12 protein-coding genes are annotated in these 15,313 nt (G+C 68.0%); 8 read left to right on the top strand and 4 right to left on the bottom strand.

The annotated features are described in order from the left end of the window. The first annotated feature begins 82 nt into the window (after nt 1–82). The 4 genes from mmsA to ACLHIH_RS08535 all read left to right on the top strand — a co-directional run bounded on the left by mmsA (nt 83) and on the right by ACLHIH_RS08535 (nt 5,093). Nucleotides 83–1,615, top strand: a complete 1,533-nt coding sequence (gene mmsA, locus ACLHIH_RS08550; RefSeq protein ID WP_411316372.1) for a multiple monosaccharide ABC transporter ATP-binding protein — start codon at nt 83–85, stop codon at nt 1,613–1,615. Between the two features lie 2 nt (nt 1,616–1,617). Beyond that, nucleotides 1,618–2,820, top strand: coding sequence for a multiple monosaccharide ABC transporter permease (mmsB, locus tag ACLHIH_RS08545; RefSeq protein WP_411316371.1), 1,203 nt, complete (start codon nt 1,618–1,620; stop codon nt 2,818–2,820). A gap of 129 nt (nt 2,821–2,949) precedes the next feature. Then, nucleotides 2,950–3,930: an acetylxylan esterase gene (locus ACLHIH_RS08540; protein WP_411316370.1), complete on the top strand. Its 981-nt coding sequence runs from the start codon at nt 2,950–2,952 to the stop codon at nt 3,928–3,930. Beyond that, nucleotides 3,927–5,093 carry a glycerate kinase gene (locus ACLHIH_RS08535; protein WP_411316369.1) on the top strand — a complete coding sequence of 389 codons (1,167 nt, stop codon included), beginning with the start codon at nt 3,927–3,929 and terminating at the stop codon, nt 5,091–5,093. The genes ACLHIH_RS08540 and ACLHIH_RS08535 overlap by 4 nt, the downstream gene beginning before the upstream one ends. Here the strand turns inward: ACLHIH_RS08535 and ACLHIH_RS08530 are convergent. Next, nucleotides 5,090–6,136, bottom strand: a complete 1,047-nt coding sequence (locus ACLHIH_RS08530) for an ABC transporter permease (RefSeq protein ID WP_411316368.1) — start codon at nt 6,134–6,136, stop codon at nt 5,090–5,092. The two genes, ACLHIH_RS08535 and ACLHIH_RS08530, sit on opposite strands and share 4 nt — an antisense overlap. Continuing rightward, nucleotides 6,133–7,653, bottom strand: a complete 1,521-nt coding sequence (locus ACLHIH_RS08525; protein ID WP_411316367.1) for a sugar ABC transporter ATP-binding protein — start codon at nt 7,651–7,653, stop codon at nt 6,133–6,135. Before ACLHIH_RS08525 ends, ACLHIH_RS08530 begins: the two co-directional genes overlap by 4 nt. Before the next feature lie 283 nt (nt 7,654–7,936). On the opposite strand from ACLHIH_RS08525, the gene ACLHIH_RS08520 reads away from it, so the two are divergent. Together ACLHIH_RS08520 and ACLHIH_RS08515 are read left to right on the top strand one after the other, a co-directional pair. Then, nucleotides 7,937–8,986: a substrate-binding domain-containing protein gene (locus ACLHIH_RS08520; protein ID WP_411316365.1), complete on the top strand. Its 1,050-nt coding sequence runs from the start codon at nt 7,937–7,939 to the stop codon at nt 8,984–8,986. Between the two features lie 117 nt (nt 8,987–9,103). Continuing rightward, a complete protein-coding gene (locus ACLHIH_RS08515; protein WP_411316364.1) occupies nt 9,104–10,285 on the top strand; it encodes a Gfo/Idh/MocA family protein in 1,182 nt (393 codons plus the stop codon). A 35-nt stretch (nt 10,286–10,320) separates the two neighbouring features. Here ACLHIH_RS08515 and ACLHIH_RS08510 read toward each other — a convergent pair whose 3' ends face one another. After that, nucleotides 10,321–11,532: an ROK family protein gene (locus tag ACLHIH_RS08510; RefSeq protein WP_411316362.1), complete on the bottom strand. Its 1,212-nt coding sequence runs from the start codon at nt 11,530–11,532 to the stop codon at nt 10,321–10,323. 77 nt (nt 11,533–11,609) lie between these two features. Further along, complete coding sequence (xylA, locus tag ACLHIH_RS08505) at nt 11,610–12,800, bottom strand: xylose isomerase (RefSeq protein ID WP_411316361.1); 1,191 nt, start codon at nt 12,798–12,800, stop codon at nt 11,610–11,612. 237 nt (nt 12,801–13,037) lie between these two features. On the opposite strand from xylA, the gene ACLHIH_RS08500 reads away from it, so the two are divergent. Together ACLHIH_RS08500 and ACLHIH_RS08495 are read left to right on the top strand one after the other, a co-directional pair. Beyond that, nucleotides 13,038–14,222 carry a Gfo/Idh/MocA family protein gene (locus ACLHIH_RS08500; RefSeq protein ID WP_411316360.1) on the top strand — a complete coding sequence of 395 codons (1,185 nt, stop codon included), beginning with the start codon at nt 13,038–13,040 and terminating at the stop codon, nt 14,220–14,222. 35 nt (nt 14,223–14,257) lie between these two features. Beyond that, complete coding sequence (locus tag ACLHIH_RS08495; protein WP_411316359.1) at nt 14,258–15,262, top strand: sugar phosphate isomerase/epimerase family protein; 1,005 nt, start codon at nt 14,258–14,260, stop codon at nt 15,260–15,262. Nucleotides 15,263–15,313 lie beyond the last annotated feature (51 nt).

The following is a 15,313-nucleotide window of genomic DNA, read 5'->3' as shown; positions in this document are numbered from 1 at the left end:
CGACGCGCACACCGCGCGTCGGGCCTCTTCCCCGTCGTCACCCCACCACCCGAACGACCCGACAAGGCAAAGCGAGTAACGAATGACCGAGAGCATTCTCGAGATGCGCGACATCACCAAGACGTTTCCCGGCGTCAAGGCGCTGCAGAACGTCACCCTCGAGGTGGCGGCGGGTGAGGTGCACGCGATCTGCGGCGAGAACGGCGCAGGCAAGTCCACCCTCATGAAGGTGCTCTCGGGCGTCTACCCCTACGGCAGCTACGAGGGCGAGATCGTCTTCGAGGGCAAGACCGTGGAGTTCAAGGACATCCGCGACAGCGAAGACAGTGGCGTCGTCATCATCCACCAGGAGCTCGCACTGAGCCCGTTCCTCTCGATCGCCGAGAACATCTTCCTCGGCAACGAGCAGAGCAAGAACGGGTTCATCGACTGGACCAAGACGAATGCCGAGGCGGCCAAGCTGCTCGCGCGCGTCGGTCTCAAAGACAACCCCGTCACCCCCGTGAGCGAGATCGGTGTCGGAAAGCAGCAGCTCGTCGAGATCGCGAAAGCGCTCTCGAAGAAGGTCAAGCTCCTCATCCTCGACGAGCCGACCGCCGCGCTCAACGACGAAGACTCCGCCCACCTCCTCGGACTGATCGCCGGCCTCAAAGACGAGGGCATCACGTCGATCATCATCAGCCACAAGCTCAACGAGATCAAGGCGATCGCCGACAAGGTCACCATCATCCGTGACGGTCGCACGATCGAGACCCTCGACCTCGCGAAAGACGAGATCTCGGAGAACCGCATCATCAAGGGCATGGTCGGTCGTGACCTCGAGCACCGCTACCCCGACCGCACCCCGAGTGTCGGCGACGAGGTCATGCGCATCGAGGACTGGACCGTGCACCACCCGACCGAGTCCAATCGTGTCGTCATCCACGGCGCCAACCTCACGGTGCGCGCCGGCGAGGTCGTCGGCATCGCGGGACTCATGGGCGCCGGGCGCACCGAGCTCGCGATGAGCGTCTTCGGGCGCTCCTACGGCACGGGAGTGAGCGGACGCCTCTTCATGCACGGCAAAGAGGTGCAGGCGCGCACGGTCTCCGAAGCGATCAAGAACGGCATCGCCTACGCGACCGAGGATCGCAAGAAGTACGGTCTCAACCTCATCGACGACATCAAGCGCAACGTCTCGGGCGCAGCTCTCGACAAGTTGGCCAAGTACGGCTGGGTCGACGGCGACCGCGAATACACGATCGCCGAGGACTACCGCAAGAGCATGAACATCAAGGCGCCCTCGGTCGTCTCGGTCACGGGCAAGCTGTCCGGCGGCAACCAGCAGAAGGTCGTTCTGTCGAAGTGGATGTTCTCTGACCCCGACGTTCTCATCCTCGACGAGCCGACGCGCGGCATCGACGTCGGTGCCAAGTACGAGATCTACACGATCATCAACCAGCTCGCCGCAGCGGGCAAGGCGATCATCGTCATCTCCTCCGAGCTACCCGAACTCCTCGGCATCTGCGACCGCATCTACGCGCTCTCGGAAGGCCACATCACCGGTGAGGTTCCCATCGAGAACGCCACCCCCGAACTCCTCATGCAATTCATGACTCAAGAAAAGGAAAGCTGACTATGGCGGTCATCAAAGACTCGATCGACTTCCTGGCCTCTCGGCTGCGACAGATCGGAATCTTCCTCGCGCTCATCGCGATCGTGGTGCTGTTCCAGATCCTCACCAACGGTGCCCTGCTCACCGCGGGCAACGTCTCGAACATCATCGTTCAGAACAGCTACATCCTGATCCTCGCGATCGGCATGGTCATGGTCATCATCGCGGGCCACATCGACCTCTCGGTCGGATCGGTCGCGGCGTTCGTCGGTGCCATGTCTGGCGTCATGATCACCTCGTGGGGGTTCGAGTGGTGGATCGCGATCATCGCGTCGCTCCTCATCGGCGCGATCGTCGGCGCGTGGCAGGGCTTCTGGGTCGCCTTCGTCGGCATCCCCGCCTTCATCGTGACCCTCGCGGGCATGCTCATCTTCCGCGGTCTCACGCAGATCGTGCTCGGTAACCGGCAGATCACGCCGTTCCCGAACGAGTACCGTCAGCTCGGCGGAGGCTTCGTGTTCCCCGGCCTGTTCCCGGCCGCGACGTCGCCGGCGGAGTGGATCACGGTCGGACTGGGTGCGCTCGCCCTGGTGTTCTTCCTCGTCCAGCAGTTCCGTGGTCGCCTCACGCGCGTCAAGGCGGGACTCGAGACCGAGCCCAACGCGTGGTTCATCACCAAGCTCGTCTTCATCTCGGCGCTCATCATCGGCATCACGTACCTCCTGGGTGTGGCCCCCGGTTCACGCGGAACGCCGATCGTGCTCGTCGTGCTCGCCGTGCTCATCCTCGTCTACACGACGGTCATGAACCGCAGCGTCTTCGGTCGCCACGTCTACGCCCGTGGAGGAAACCTCCACGCCGCGCAGCTCTCGGGCATCAAGACGAAGTGGGTCGACTTCTACCTCTTCGTCAACATGGGCACCCTCGCCGCTCTCGCCGGTCTCGTGTTCACGGGTCGACTGAACTCCGCGGGACCCGGCGCCGGAAACCTCTTCGAGCTCGACGCGATCGCGGCATCCTTCATCGGTGGAGCCGCCGTCACCGGCGGAATCGGAACGGTCATCGGCGCCATCACCGGTGGTCTCATTATGGGTGTGCTCAACAACGGCATGTCGCTCCTCGGTGTCAACACCGACTACCAGCAGTTCATCAAGGGTCTCGTGCTCCTGCTCGCGGTCGCATTCGACGTCTTCAACAAGCGTCGCGCCGCGAACTCGCGCAAATAGCCCCTCCCCAGTACGTCGTTTCCGCGAGGGTGTGCCGGTTCCGGCGCACCCTCGCGGATTTTGCGTACAGTGGGCGTGCCTGTCACGCCGCATCGCGTGGCCGTCGCCCGTCGTCGTCTGGAGAGCACCGTGGCCCTGTTCGATCTGCCCCTCGCCGAGCTGCGGGACTACCGCCCCGTCATCGCGGAGCCGGAGAACCTCGACGCCTTCTGGGCCGACACCCTCGCTGAGGCTCGCGGTTTCGACCTCGACGCGGTCTTCGAGAGGGTCGAGAGCGGCGTCACCCTCGTCGACACGTACGACGTGACCTTCTCGGGGTTCGGGGGCCACAGGATCAAGGGCTGGTTGCACGTGCCCGCGGGAACCGTCGGTCCGTTGCCGGTCGTCGTCGAATTCCTCGGATACAGCGGTGGCCGCGGGCTCGCCCACGAGCGCATGTCGTTCGCCCTCTCCGGCTATGCCCACCTCGTCATGGACACCCGCGGTCAGGGCTGGGGGTGGACGACGGGTCACACCCCCGACCCGACCGCCGACGCCGGGCTGGGCGGCATCCCCGGGGTGATGACGCGCGGCATCCTCGACGAGAGCACCTACTACTACCGCAGGCTCTACACCGATGCCGTGCGGGCGATCGACGCCGCTCGGGCGTCGTCGCTCGTCGACCCGTCGCGCGTCGTCGTCGCGGGCACGAGTCAGGGTGGCGGTCTCGCCATCGCGGCGGCGGCCCTCGGTGACGACGTCGCGGGTGCCCTCGTGGATGTCCCGTTCCTCTGCCATTTCGAACGAGCGGTGACCCTCACCGACTCGAACCCCTACAACGAGGTCGTGCAGTATCTGCGGCGCCATCGCGATCACGTGGAACGCGTCTACCGCACCCTCAGTTATGTCGACGGGGCCGCTCTCGCCTCGCGGGCGACCGCCCCCACACTCTTCTCGGTCGCTCTCATGGACCAGACCTGCGCGCCCTCGACGGTCTTCGCGGCCTACAACCGCTGGGCCGGGGCGAAGAGCATCGACGTCTATCCCTTCAACGACCACGAGGGCGGGCAGGAGTTCCACCACCTCGCCAAGACGAGATGGTTGGCGGCGCTCTTCTCGCGCACCGAATGACGTCGACCGCGAAGGCCCTCGAGGTCGTCGTCGCACCCGACTCGTTCAAGGGCACCGCGACGGCGGCCGAGGCCGCAAGCGCGTTCGCGTCGGGGTGGCGGTCGGCGCGGCCGCACGACTCCCTCGTGCTCGCGCCCATGGCCGACGGGGGTGAGGGCACCATCGACACCCTCGCCGCGGCGGTGCCGAGGGGGCGGATGCACGCGGTCACGGTCGACGGACCGGTCGACGGTCCCGTAGACCCCGCACCCGGCCGCCCCCTCGAGGCGCGGTGGCTCGAACTCCCCGGAGACACACACGAGGGTGGCGGCGGTGCCGGCTCGATCGCGGTCGTCGAACTCGCCGAGTCGAGCGGCATCACCCTGCTCCCCGAGCTCGCCCCCCTCGACGCGCACACGCGCGGGTTCGGGCAGGTCATCCGCGCGGCACTCGACTCGGGTGCGCATCGCGTGCTTCTCGCGATCGGCGGCAGCGCGAGCACCGACGGGGGTGCGGGGATGCTCTCCGCCCTCGGTGCTCGATTGACGCGAGACGACGGGCTGCCGATCGCGCCGGGTGGTCGCGGTCTGGCGGATCTCGCGAGCGTCGACATCCGCGATCTCGTGCCCCCGCCAGCCGGGGGCGCGGCCATCCTCGGGGATGTGACCAACCCTCTCCTCGGTGTCCACGGCGCCGCCGCGGTGTTCGGGCCGCAGAAGGGGGCGGATGCGCGCGACATCGCGCACCTCGACGCGGGCCTCGCTCGGCTCGCGGGCCATCTCGGTTTTGCCGACCCGTCGACTCCGGGGGCGGGCGCCGCGGGCGGCACGGGGTTCGGCTTGATCGCGTGGGGAGCGACGATGACTCCCGGTGCGCGGGCGGTCGCCGACGCGATCGGGCTCGCGGGCGCCATCCGATCGGCCGACGTCGTCGTTACGGGGGAGGGGCGCTTCGATGGCCAGAGCGCCGACGGCAAGGTGCCGTCTCTCGTCGCCGAGCTCGCCCGTGCGGAGGGGGCGCGCATCCTCCTCGTCGCGGGGAGCATCGACGCCGACGCGTCGGGGTTCGACGGTGCCGTGTCGCTCGCCGAGCTCGCCGGGTCGGGGCCCGCGGCGATGGGTCACACCCTCGAGTGGATCCGCGCCGCGGGTCGAACGCTCGCCCTCCGCAGCGCCCTCGCCTAGGTGCTCTTCGGTTTCCGACTCGCGAAGCGCTGCTGCAGGAGCACGGCGACGACGATGATGAGACCTCTCGCGATCGCTTGGACCGAGGTGTCGAGGTTGTTCTGGGTGAAGATGTTGGTGAGGATCGAGAAGATCAGCACCCCGAGCACGGTTCCGACGATCGTGCCGCGCCCTCCCGCGAGCAGCGTCCCGCCGACGACGACCGCAGCGATCGCATCGAGCTCGTAGAGCGTTCCGTGCGTCGAGGTTCCCGACATCGTGCGCCCGAGCATCATGACGGCGGCGATGCCCGCGGTCGTCCCGGCGAGCATGTAGAGGTACACGGTGTGGCGCTCGACCTTGATGCCCGCGAGGCGAGCCGCTTCGCGGTTGCCCCCGATGGCGACGGTGCGGCGACCGAAGGTCGTGCGGTTCAGCAGAAACCACCCGCCCGCCGCGACGACGGCGAAGAGCCAGATGAGCACGGGGATGCCGAGGAGGTCGCCGCGCGTGAAGGCGAGGAAGTCGGTGTTGTTCACGATGAGGGTCCGGCGGTCGGAGACGAGTTCTGCGAGACCGCGGGCACCCACGAGCATCGCGAGAGTCGCGATGAACGCGACGACTTTGCCGTAGGCGATCACGATTCCGTTGATGAACCCCGCCGAGGCCCCGACACCGAGGGCGACGACGACCATGAGCAGCCACGTCGACTGGGTCGCCGCGAGTTGCACGGCCGCGAGGGTCGTCACGACGCTCGCGAGTCCCATGACCGAGCCGACCGAGAGGTCGATTCCGCCCGCCGTGATCACGAAGGTCATCCCCACGCTGATGACGCCGATGATCGAGGCGTAGCGCACGACCGTGAGCATGTTGTCGACGGAGAGGAAGCGGTCGCCCGCGGTCACCGTTCCGACGACCACGAGGAGCGCGAGGGCGATGACGAGCCCGAGGTTGCGCCCCACCGAACCCGACAGGAGTTTCTTGGCTGCGCCCGGGTTCTCGCTTCGCGGCGACGCCGGGGTCGGGTCGGACGGGGTCGTGGCTGTCGTGCGCTGTTCGCTCACGCTGCGGTTCCTCTCATGATGGTGTCGAGCACGCCGTGCTCGTCGATGTCTGTCGTCGCCGTCGTGGCCAACACGTCACCCTCGGCGATGATGAGCACGCGGTCGGCGAGGCCGAGCACCTCTTCGATCTCGCTCGAGACCACGACGATGGCGGTGCCCGCGTCGGCGAGGCGGCGGATGAGGGCGTAGATCTCCGCGCGTGCGCCGACGTCAACTCCGCGCGTCGGTTCGTCGAGCAGGAGCACCTTGGTTCCGTGCACGAGCCAGCGGGCGAGCAGGATCTTCTGCTGGTTTCCGCCGGAGAGTGTGCGGGCGGGGCGGTCGGGGTCGGCGGGGCGCAGTTCGAGGGCCTCGAGCTTCTCGCGCGCCGCCGCGCGCTCCGCGTTCTCGTCGAGTGTGCCCGCGCGAGCGAAGCGTGAGAACGTCGAGAGGGTCACGTTGCGGTAGACGGGCTCGTCGAGGATGAGTCCCTGACTCTTGCGCTCCTCGGGAGACAGCCCGATGCCCGCGGCGACCGCTCGGGGCACCGAGCCGGCCGAGACGACGGATCCGTCGACCGTCACGGTGCCGCTGCTGGCTTTGCGCGCGCCGTAGATCGTCTCGAGGATCTCCGACCTCCCCGACCCGACGAGCCCGGCGAGGCCCACGACCTCGCCCGCGCGCACGTGGAAACTGACGTCCGAGAACAGACCGTCGACCGCGAGGGAGTCGACGTCGAGAAGCACGGGGGCGGATGCCGCGACCGGCGTGCCCGCAGGGAACACGTTGCTGACCTCCCGCCCGGTCATGAGCTTGATGAGGTCGGGGGTGGGGGTCTGCGACGCGCTCAGGCCCGTCGCCATGCTGCGACCGTCTTTGATGACCGTGATGCGGTCGCCGATGCGTCGGATCTCTTCGAGGCGGTGCGAGATGTAGACCACGGCGACCCCTTGCGACGTGAGCTCGTCGATGACCCTGAAGAGGTTGCCGACCTCGGCCGAGTCGAGCACGGCACTCGGTTCGTCCATGATGATGAGTTTCGCGTCGCGGGAGAGGGCCCTCGCCATGCTCACGATCTGCTTGTTGGCCGCCGAGAGGGTGCCGACTTCGGTCGACGGCGAGATGCCGCCGTGGCCGAGCCGGTCCATGAGTGCTCTCGCCAGACGATTGGCGTGACCGACCCTCAAGACCCCCGCGGTCGAGTGCTCGTGGCCGAGGAAGATGTTCTCGGCGACGGAGAGTCCGTCGACGACGTCCAACTCCTGGTACATCGTCGCGATGCCGAGGTCGAGGGCCGCGTCGGGGTCGGTTATGGAGACCGCGCCACCCTGCCACGAGATCTCGCCGGCATCGGGCTGGTGCACCCCTGAGAGTGTCTTGATGAGGGTGGATTTTCCCGCACCGTTCTGGCCGAGAACGCAGTGCACTTCGCCCGCCCGCACGCTCAGGTCGACGCCGTCGAGAGCCTGAACTCCCGCGAATGCCTTTCGGATGCCGCGCACGTCGAGTAATGACTTCTCATGGTCGCCTTCGATCATGGCGGAAACATAACACACCGCAACCCGCGCCCGACAGGGCCTCGAGCGGATGTGATCCGCGCCCGATGGCGTCGCGTGTGCGTGGGAATGCTGGCGCTGCCGGGCGTCACGAGTGATTCGGGCTTATGACGAATGACAAACAGAAGCTGTTCACAAGCTGTGTCATTCTGCTACGGTGAGCCTCGTCAGCGTTGACAAGAAAGAGGCTCCATTCGGCACGGCTCACCGTGTTCTTCTCCTCGCTGGCGTGAAAGTCCGATCACGTTACCTAGGGAGAAATCACATGCTCGCTGTCCACACGATGAGGCGCAGACTCCTGGTCGCCGCCGGCGCATCGCTCGCCGTCGTCGGTCTCGTCGCCGGCTGCACGCCCGGAGACACCACGGGAGACGACGCTCAACCCGACAACGCGACGGTCGAGGGCAACGAGGAGTCGGGCGACACCGTCGTCATCGGGTTCTCCGGCCCTGCCGCCGACCACGGCTGGCTCGGTGCCATCAACTCCGCCGCGCTCGCCGAAGCGGAGAAGTACGACGACATCGACTTGAGGGTCGCCGAGGGCACCAACGACGCCAACCTCCAGATCAGCCAGGTCGAGGGGTTCATCAACGACGGGGTCGACGCGATCGTGTTGCTGCCGACGGACGGTGCCGCGCTCACGGGTGTCGCGACCCAGGCCATGGAGGCGGGCATCCCCGTCATCAACGTCGACCGCGAGTTCTCGAGCACTTTCGCCGCGCGCACGACGATCCTCGGCGACAACTACGGCATGGGAGTGAGTGCCGGTACGTACATCTGCGAGGAGCTCGGCGACGACTCGGATGCCGTCATCGCCGAGATCGCGGGCATCGATTCGCTACCGCTCACGCAAGACCGCAGTCAGGGCTTCGAGGACGCCCTGGGGGACTGCGGCCTCGAGGTCAGCAACCGTGTCGCAGCGGACTTCACCGTGCAGGGGGGAGAAGCGGCGACATCGCAGCTGCTCTCGGCGGCTCCCGAGATCGACGCCATCTGGAACCATGACGACGACCAGGGCATCGGAGTGCTCGCGGCGATCGACGCCGCGGGTCGCGACGAGTTCTTCATGGTCGGCGGCGCGGGTTCGGCCAACGCCATGCGCGAGATCGAGTCGGGCGACAGCGTGCTGCAGGCGACGGTCATCTACCCGTCCACGCAAGCGGCCGACGGAATCAGGCTCGCGCGCCTCATCGCGCAAGACAAGGCGATGAGTGACCTCGTCGAGATCGAGGTTCCGAGCCGCATCGTGCTCAACGCCCCGGTCGTCACGGGCGACAACGTCGACGAATATCTGCCGACCGCGTTCGAGTCCTGACCCGCGTGAGAGAGGGTGCGTCGCGCACGGGAGCGACGCACCCTCTCCCTCGCCTGCCCGCGCCATCCCCGACACCCGCGACGACTCCTGCACCTGCGACGAGAGAGTGAAACGACGATGACTGCACGCCCCCTCCGCATCGCGATGATCGGACACGGATTCATGGGGGCCGCCCACTCGCAGGGCTGGCGCACCGCTCCCCGGTTCTTCGACCTCCCCGCCGTGTGCGACATGGCGCTCGTCGTCGGCAGGGACGGCGAGTCGGCGGCGCGAGCAGCAGAGGGTCTCGGGTGGGCGCGGAGTTCGACCGACTGGAGGGCCGCGGTCGAGCGTGACGACATCGATGTCGTCGACATCGTGACCCCGGGCTCGTCGCACGCCGAGATCGCGATCGCGGCCCTCGACGCCGGCAAACACGTGCTGTGTGAGAAGCCTCTCGCCAACACCGTGGACGAGGCGCGCGCGATGGCGGATGCCGCGCACCGCGCGGCCAAGCGCGGCATATTCGCGATGGTGGGTTTCACCTACCGCCGCGTGCCCGCCGCGGCGTTCGCGCGCGACCTCGTGGCCGCGGGGGCGGTCGGCACGGTTCGCCAGGTGCGCGCGTCGTACCTCCAGGACTGGCTCGTCGACGAGTCATCGCCGATGACGTGGAGGCTCGCGAAGGACTCCGCGGGGTCGGGGGCGCTCGGCGACATCGGTGCGCACGCCGTCGACCTCGCCGAGTTCATCACGGGTGACCGAATCGCGAGTGTGAGCGGAACCCTCGAGACCTTCGTGTCTCGTCGCCCGCTCGCGACCGCGTCTCGCGGGCTCACGGCCGAGGCCTCCGCGACCGAATACGGCGAGGTGACCGTCGACGACCTCGCCCTCTTCAGCGGGAGGTTCGAGAGCGGAGCCGTGGGGTCGTTCGAGGCGACGCGCTTCAGCACGGGGCGCAAGAACGCCTTGCGAGTCGAGGTCGCGGGAACCGCGGGCGCGCTCTCCTTCGACCTCGAAGACCTCAACTCCCTCGGATTCTTCGACGCGACCGCCCCGCCCGAGCGGCAGGGGTTCACGAAGATCCTCGTGACCGAACCCGAGCATCCGTACGTCTCCGCGTGGTGGCCCGCCGGCCACATGCTCGGCTACGAGCACGGCTTCTCGCACCAGGTCAAGGACTTCGTCGAGGCCATCGTCTCGGGCACCCAGCCGACGCCGTCGTTCGCCGACGGACTGCACGTGCAAGAGGTGCTCGCGGCCGTCGAGGCGAGTGCGCTCGCCGAGAGCGTGTGGACCCCCGCGGAACGTCGCGACTGAGGGTCGGAGCCGAGGGTGGCGACGTGCGGCGACAGCTAGACCGCCGTCGCCCTCTCTCCGAGAGCCGCGACCATCGCTTCGACGCGCTCGGGGGAGAGCGCGAAGTGGATGGCGAGGATGCTCGCGCCGAGCACCGCCGCGTTCTCCGCCGCCTTCGACTGCACGATCTGCAGGTGCTGCGTCGCGAGAGGCATCGAGCGCGTGTAGACGATCTCGCGCACCCCCGCGATGAGGTGCTCGCCGGCCGCGGCCATCGCACCCCCGATCACGATGACCGACGGGTTGATGAGGCTCACGCACGCCGAGAGCACTTCGCCCATGTCGCGCCCCGCCTGACGCACCGCTTGGATGGCGTCGATGTTGCCGCGCTTCACGAGCTGCACGACGTCGAGACTGCTCGAGGCCGCGAGCCCCCGCTCGCGCAGCGCCGTGGCGATCGCCGGCCCCGACGCGAGGGCTTCCAGGCAACCGCGGTTGCCGCAGTGGCATGCGACATCGGAGCCCCTCGGCACGTGCACGTGTCCGATGTCACCCGCGATTCCCTGGGCCCCGCGCTGGAGATACCCGTCGGAGATCACCCCCGAGCCGATGCCCGTGGCGACCTTGACGAAGATGAGGTGGTCGGCGTCGGGCCACGCGAGGTCGCGCTCGCCGAGAGCCATGATGTTGACGTCGTTGTCGACGAGCACGGGGATGCCGAGGGCGGCGCGCATGCGGCCGGGCACGTCGAAGCGATCCCAGCCCGGCATGATCGGGGGATTGATGGGGCGGCCGCTGCTGTGTTCGACGGGGCCGGGGAGCCCGATGCCGATGGCGAGCACATCCGACATCGACCTGCCCGCCGTGTCGACGAGGGATCGGCTCGAGGAGATGATCGCGTCGATCACGGGTTCGGGGCCCTCGGCGATGTCGATCGTCATCGCGTGCTCGGCGATAGGGGAGCCCAGAAGGTCGCTCACGGCGATGTGCACGTGGGACGCGCCGACGTCGACCGCGAGCACCGTCTTGCCTGTGGCGTTGAGGGTGAACTGCGAGGAGGGGCGTCCCCCCGTGGATGTCGCATCCGACGTCGGGGCGACGAGCCCGAGCCGCATGAGGGCGTCGATGCGGATGGCCACGGTCGACCTCGCGAGGCCGGTGATCGAGGCGAGTTCGGTGCGCGTGCGCGGTCTGCCGTCGCGGAGGATCTGGAACAGGTCGCTCACGGCCGAAGTTCCGAGTGCCGGCGCGCGACTTATGTCGATCATCAAACAATTCAATCACACCTATCGCCTCAAGGGGTCGAGCCCGTGACCGAGCGGCACCGGCCCTGTGGTGCGAGAGGTCAGCGCGCTCCGAGGAGGTGCTCGGTGGCGAGCTGCTGCAGACGCACGAAGCCGAAGCCCTTGCCACCGAAGTAGGCGTCGGAGTCGAAGTCCTCGTAGGCGCTGCGGTCGGCGATCAGGTCGTCGTAGCTCTCGCCGCTCGACAGCGTCGGCTGCGCGAGCTCGAGCACGCGGGCTGCGGCGAGCGCCTCCTGCACCTCGGGGTCGGCGCGGAACGCCGCGGCGCGCTCCTTGAGCAGCAGGTAGGTCTGCATGTTGGCCGACGCCGAGTCCCACACGCCCGTGATGTCTTCGGTGCGCGAGGGCTTGTAGTCGAAGTGGCGCGGGCCGTCGTACGAAGGGCCGCCGTCGGGGCCGCCGTTCTCGAGGAGGTCGACGAGCGCGAAGGCGTTGTGGAGGTCACCGTGACCGAAGACGAGGTCCTGGTCGTACTTGATGCCCCGCTGGCCGTTGAGATCGATGTGGTAGAGCTTGCCCTGGTAGAGCGCCTGGGCGATTCCGGCCGCGAAGTTGAGGCCCGCCATCTGCTCGTGACCGGTCTCGGGGTTGACGCCGACGAGCTCGGGGCGCTCGAGCGTCTCGATGAACGCGAGGGCGTGACCGAGGGTCGGGAGGAGGATGTCTCCGCGGGGCTCGTTGGGCTTGGGCTCGATCGCGAAGCGGATGTCGTAGCCCTTGTCGGTGACGTAGTCGCCGAGCAGGTTGACCGCTTCGCGGTAGCGCTCGAGTGCCTGGCGGATGTCTTTCGCGGAGTCGTATTCCGCACCCTCGCGGCCGCCCCACATCACGAAGGTCTTGGCGCCGAGCTCGGCGGCGAGGTCGATGTTGCGCAGCACCTTGCGGAGGGCGAAGCGACGCACCGCGCGGTCGTTCGACGTGAATCCGCCGTCTTTGAAGACGGGTGCCGAGAACAGGTTGGTCGTGACCATGGGGACGATGAGTCCCGTGTCGGACAGCGCGCCCTTGAGGCGGTCGATCTCGGTCTGGCGGGCGGCGTCGTCGGAGCCGAACGCGAAGAGGTCGTCGTCGTGGAAGGTCAGGCCGTAGGCGCCGAGCTCGGCGAGGCGCGTGACGGCCTCGACGACATCGAGGGCGGGGCGGGTGGGGCCGCCGAACGGGTCTGCCCCGTTGTATCCGACGGTCCAGAGGCCGAACGAGAACTTGTCGTCGCGTGTGGGAGTGAGGGTCATGACTGCACTGTCTTTCTCATCGTGGATTTGTTGCTGATGCAAACATATTAGCGCGCGATCTCGGGAGCGCAATGAGCGACCCGGATGTCGCGACCGCGGCCGACTGCGGAGCCGACTGCGCAGCCGACCGCGGATCGGTGGCGACGCGCGGTCGAACGTGACAGAGTGAAGAGAATGTTGCCCTCGCGAACATAAGCGGTCGCGGCAGCGTGAAAGCCGATCGATGGAGACCCGGACATGAACGACGCCACCCCGACCCTCAACGTCGCGATGATCGGCGGTGGCTTCATGGGAGCCGCGCACTCGCACGCGTGGCGCACCGCCCCGCGCTTCTTCGACCTCTCGGCCGCCCCGCGGATGGCCGTGCTCGTCGGGCGAGACGATGACCGCGCCGCGGCGGCGGCGGAGAAGTTCGGTTGGGCCGAGAGCGCGACCGAGTGGCGCTCGGTCGTCGAGCGCGACGACATCGACATCGTCGACATCTGCACCCCCGGCGACACCCACGCCGAGATCGCGCTCGCCGCGCTCGCCGCCGGAAAGCACGTGCTGTGCGAGAAGCCCCTCGCGAACTCGGTCGGCGAAGCCGAGCAGATGGCCGCCGCCGCCCGGCAGGCGAGCGCTCGAGGCGTCTTCTCGATGGTGGGCTTCAGCTACCGCCGCACACCCGCCCTCTCGCTCGCGCGCGACATCGTCGCCTCGGGGAGGCTCGGCGACATCCGCCAGGTGCGCGCGCAGTACCTGCAGGACTGGTTGTCCGACCCCGAGGGCCCGATGACGTGGCGGCTCGACAAGGCCAAGGCCGGGTCGGGGTCGCTCGGCGACATCGGCGCCCACGCGATCGACGCCGTCGAGTTCATCACGGGGGCGACCCTCGCGAGCGTGAGCGGCACGATGGAGACGTTCGTGACCGAGCGTCCGCTGCTCGGAGAGTCGATCGGACTGAGCGGAACGGCGAGCTCCGAGCGTGGACGCGTCACGGTCGACGACGCGGCGCTCTTCACGGCGCGGCTCTCGAACGGTGCGCTCGGGGCCTTCGAGGCGACGCGATTCGCCACGGGCCGCAAGAACGCCTTCCGCATCGAGATCAGCGGCTCGACCGGCGCCCTCGCCTTCGACTTCGAGCGCATGAACGAGCTCGAGTTCTACGACGCGACGGATGCCGCGGGCGAGCAGGGTTTTCGCACAATCCAGGTCACTCAGCCCGAGCATCCCTACATGTCGGCCTGGTGGCCCGCCGGACACGGGATCGGCTACGAGCACGGATTCACGCACCAGGCGCGCGACTTCGTCGAGGCGATCGCTTCGCGCACCGAGCCGAGCCCCTCGTTCGACGACGGGCTGCACGTGCAGCGCGTGCTCGCGGCCGTCGAGGCGAGCGCGACAAACGGCAGCGCCTGGACGCGCACCGAAGACCAAGGCTGACGACACACACCACACCACGACACCTGGAGGAAGCAATGGCGCGACCGATCACCCTCTTCACCGGCCAGTGGGCCGACCTGCCCTTCGAGGAGGTCGCGAGGCTCGCGGGCGAGTGGGGCTACGACGGCCTCGAGATCGCGTGCTGGGGTGATCACCTCGACCCCGACCGCGGTGCGACGGACGACGACTACATCGCCGATCGTCTCGCGATCCTCGAGAAGAACAACCTGAGGGTGTTCGCGATCTCCAACCACCTCAAGGGCCAGGCCGTGTGCGACGACCCGATCGACGAGAGGCACCGCGACATCCTGCCCGACTCGGTGTGGGGCGACGGCGACCCCGAGGGCGTGCGGCAGCGCGCGGCCGAGGAGCTCAAGAACACCGCGCGCACGGCCGCGAGACTCGGCGCGAAGACCGTGACGGGGTTCACGGGCTCGTCGATCTGGAAGTACGTCGCGATGTTCCCGCCCGTGCGGACCGAACTCGTCGATGCCGGCTACCAGGATTTCGCCGACCGGTGGAACCCGATCCTCGACGTCTTCGAGGAGGTGGGGGTGAGGTTCGCCCTCGAACCGCACCCGAGTGAGATCGCCTACGACTTCTGGACCACGAAGCGCGCGCTCGAAGCGATCGGGCACCGACCGTCGTTCGGTCTCAACTGGGATCCGAGCCACATGGTCTGGCAGGACATCGACGCCGTCGGGTTCCTCCTCGAGTTCCAGGAGCACATCTTCCACGTGCACTGCAAAGACACGAAGAAGCGACTCAACGGTCGCAACGGGCGCCTCGGTTCGCACCTCGAGTGGGCGGACCCCCGCCGAGGGTGGGACTTCATCTCGACGGGCCACGGCGACGTGCCGTGGGAGGACGCCTTCCGTATGCTCAACGCGATCGGATACGACGGTCCGCTGTCGGTCGAGTGGGAGGATGCCGGGATGGATCGTCTCATCGGTGCTCCCGAAGCCCTCGGTTTCGTGAGGTCGCTCGCGTTCGATCCCCCCGCCGCGGCCTTCGACGCGGCATTCAGCCAGACCCGGTGAGTCTGCGCTCGCCCGACCCTGTCGGGCGAGCGGGACTCCCCTCGACGAACG

It is taken from the genome of Marisediminicola sp. LYQ134 (assembly GCF_046599635.1).
Lineage (GTDB): Bacteria > Actinomycetota > Actinomycetes > Actinomycetales > Microbacteriaceae > Marisediminicola.
This window is presented reverse-complemented; position numbering and strand designations above follow the sequence as displayed.

Excerpts from the sequence above, each read along its gene's own strand:
- ACLHIH_RS08515 (WP_411316364.1), top strand. The coding sequence starts at position 9,104 with ATGACTGCACGCCCCCTCCGCATCGCGATGATCGGACACGGATTCATG.
- mmsB (WP_411316371.1), top strand. The coding sequence starts at position 1,618 with ATGGCGGTCATCAAAGACTCGATCGACTTCCTGGCCTCTCGGCTGCGA.
- xylA (WP_411316361.1), bottom strand. The coding sequence starts at position 12,800 with ATGACCCTCACTCCCACACGCGACGACAAGTTCTCGTTCGGCCTCTGG.
- ACLHIH_RS08535 (WP_411316369.1), top strand. The coding sequence starts at position 3,927 with ATGACGTCGACCGCGAAGGCCCTCGAGGTCGTCGTCGCACCCGACTCG.
- ACLHIH_RS08500 (WP_411316360.1), top strand. The coding sequence starts at position 13,038 with ATGAACGACGCCACCCCGACCCTCAACGTCGCGATGATCGGCGGTGGC.
- ACLHIH_RS08510 (WP_411316362.1), bottom strand. The coding sequence starts at position 11,532 with ATGATCGACATAAGTCGCGCGCCGGCACTCGGAACTTCGGCCGTGAGC.
- mmsA (WP_411316372.1), top strand. The coding sequence starts at position 83 with ATGACCGAGAGCATTCTCGAGATGCGCGACATCACCAAGACGTTTCCC.
- ACLHIH_RS08495 (WP_411316359.1), top strand. The coding sequence starts at position 14,258 with ATGGCGCGACCGATCACCCTCTTCACCGGCCAGTGGGCCGACCTGCCC.
- ACLHIH_RS08525 (WP_411316367.1), bottom strand. The coding sequence starts at position 7,653 with ATGATCGAAGGCGACCATGAGAAGTCATTACTCGACGTGCGCGGCATC.
- ACLHIH_RS08520 (WP_411316365.1), top strand. The coding sequence starts at position 7,937 with ATGCTCGCTGTCCACACGATGAGGCGCAGACTCCTGGTCGCCGCCGGC.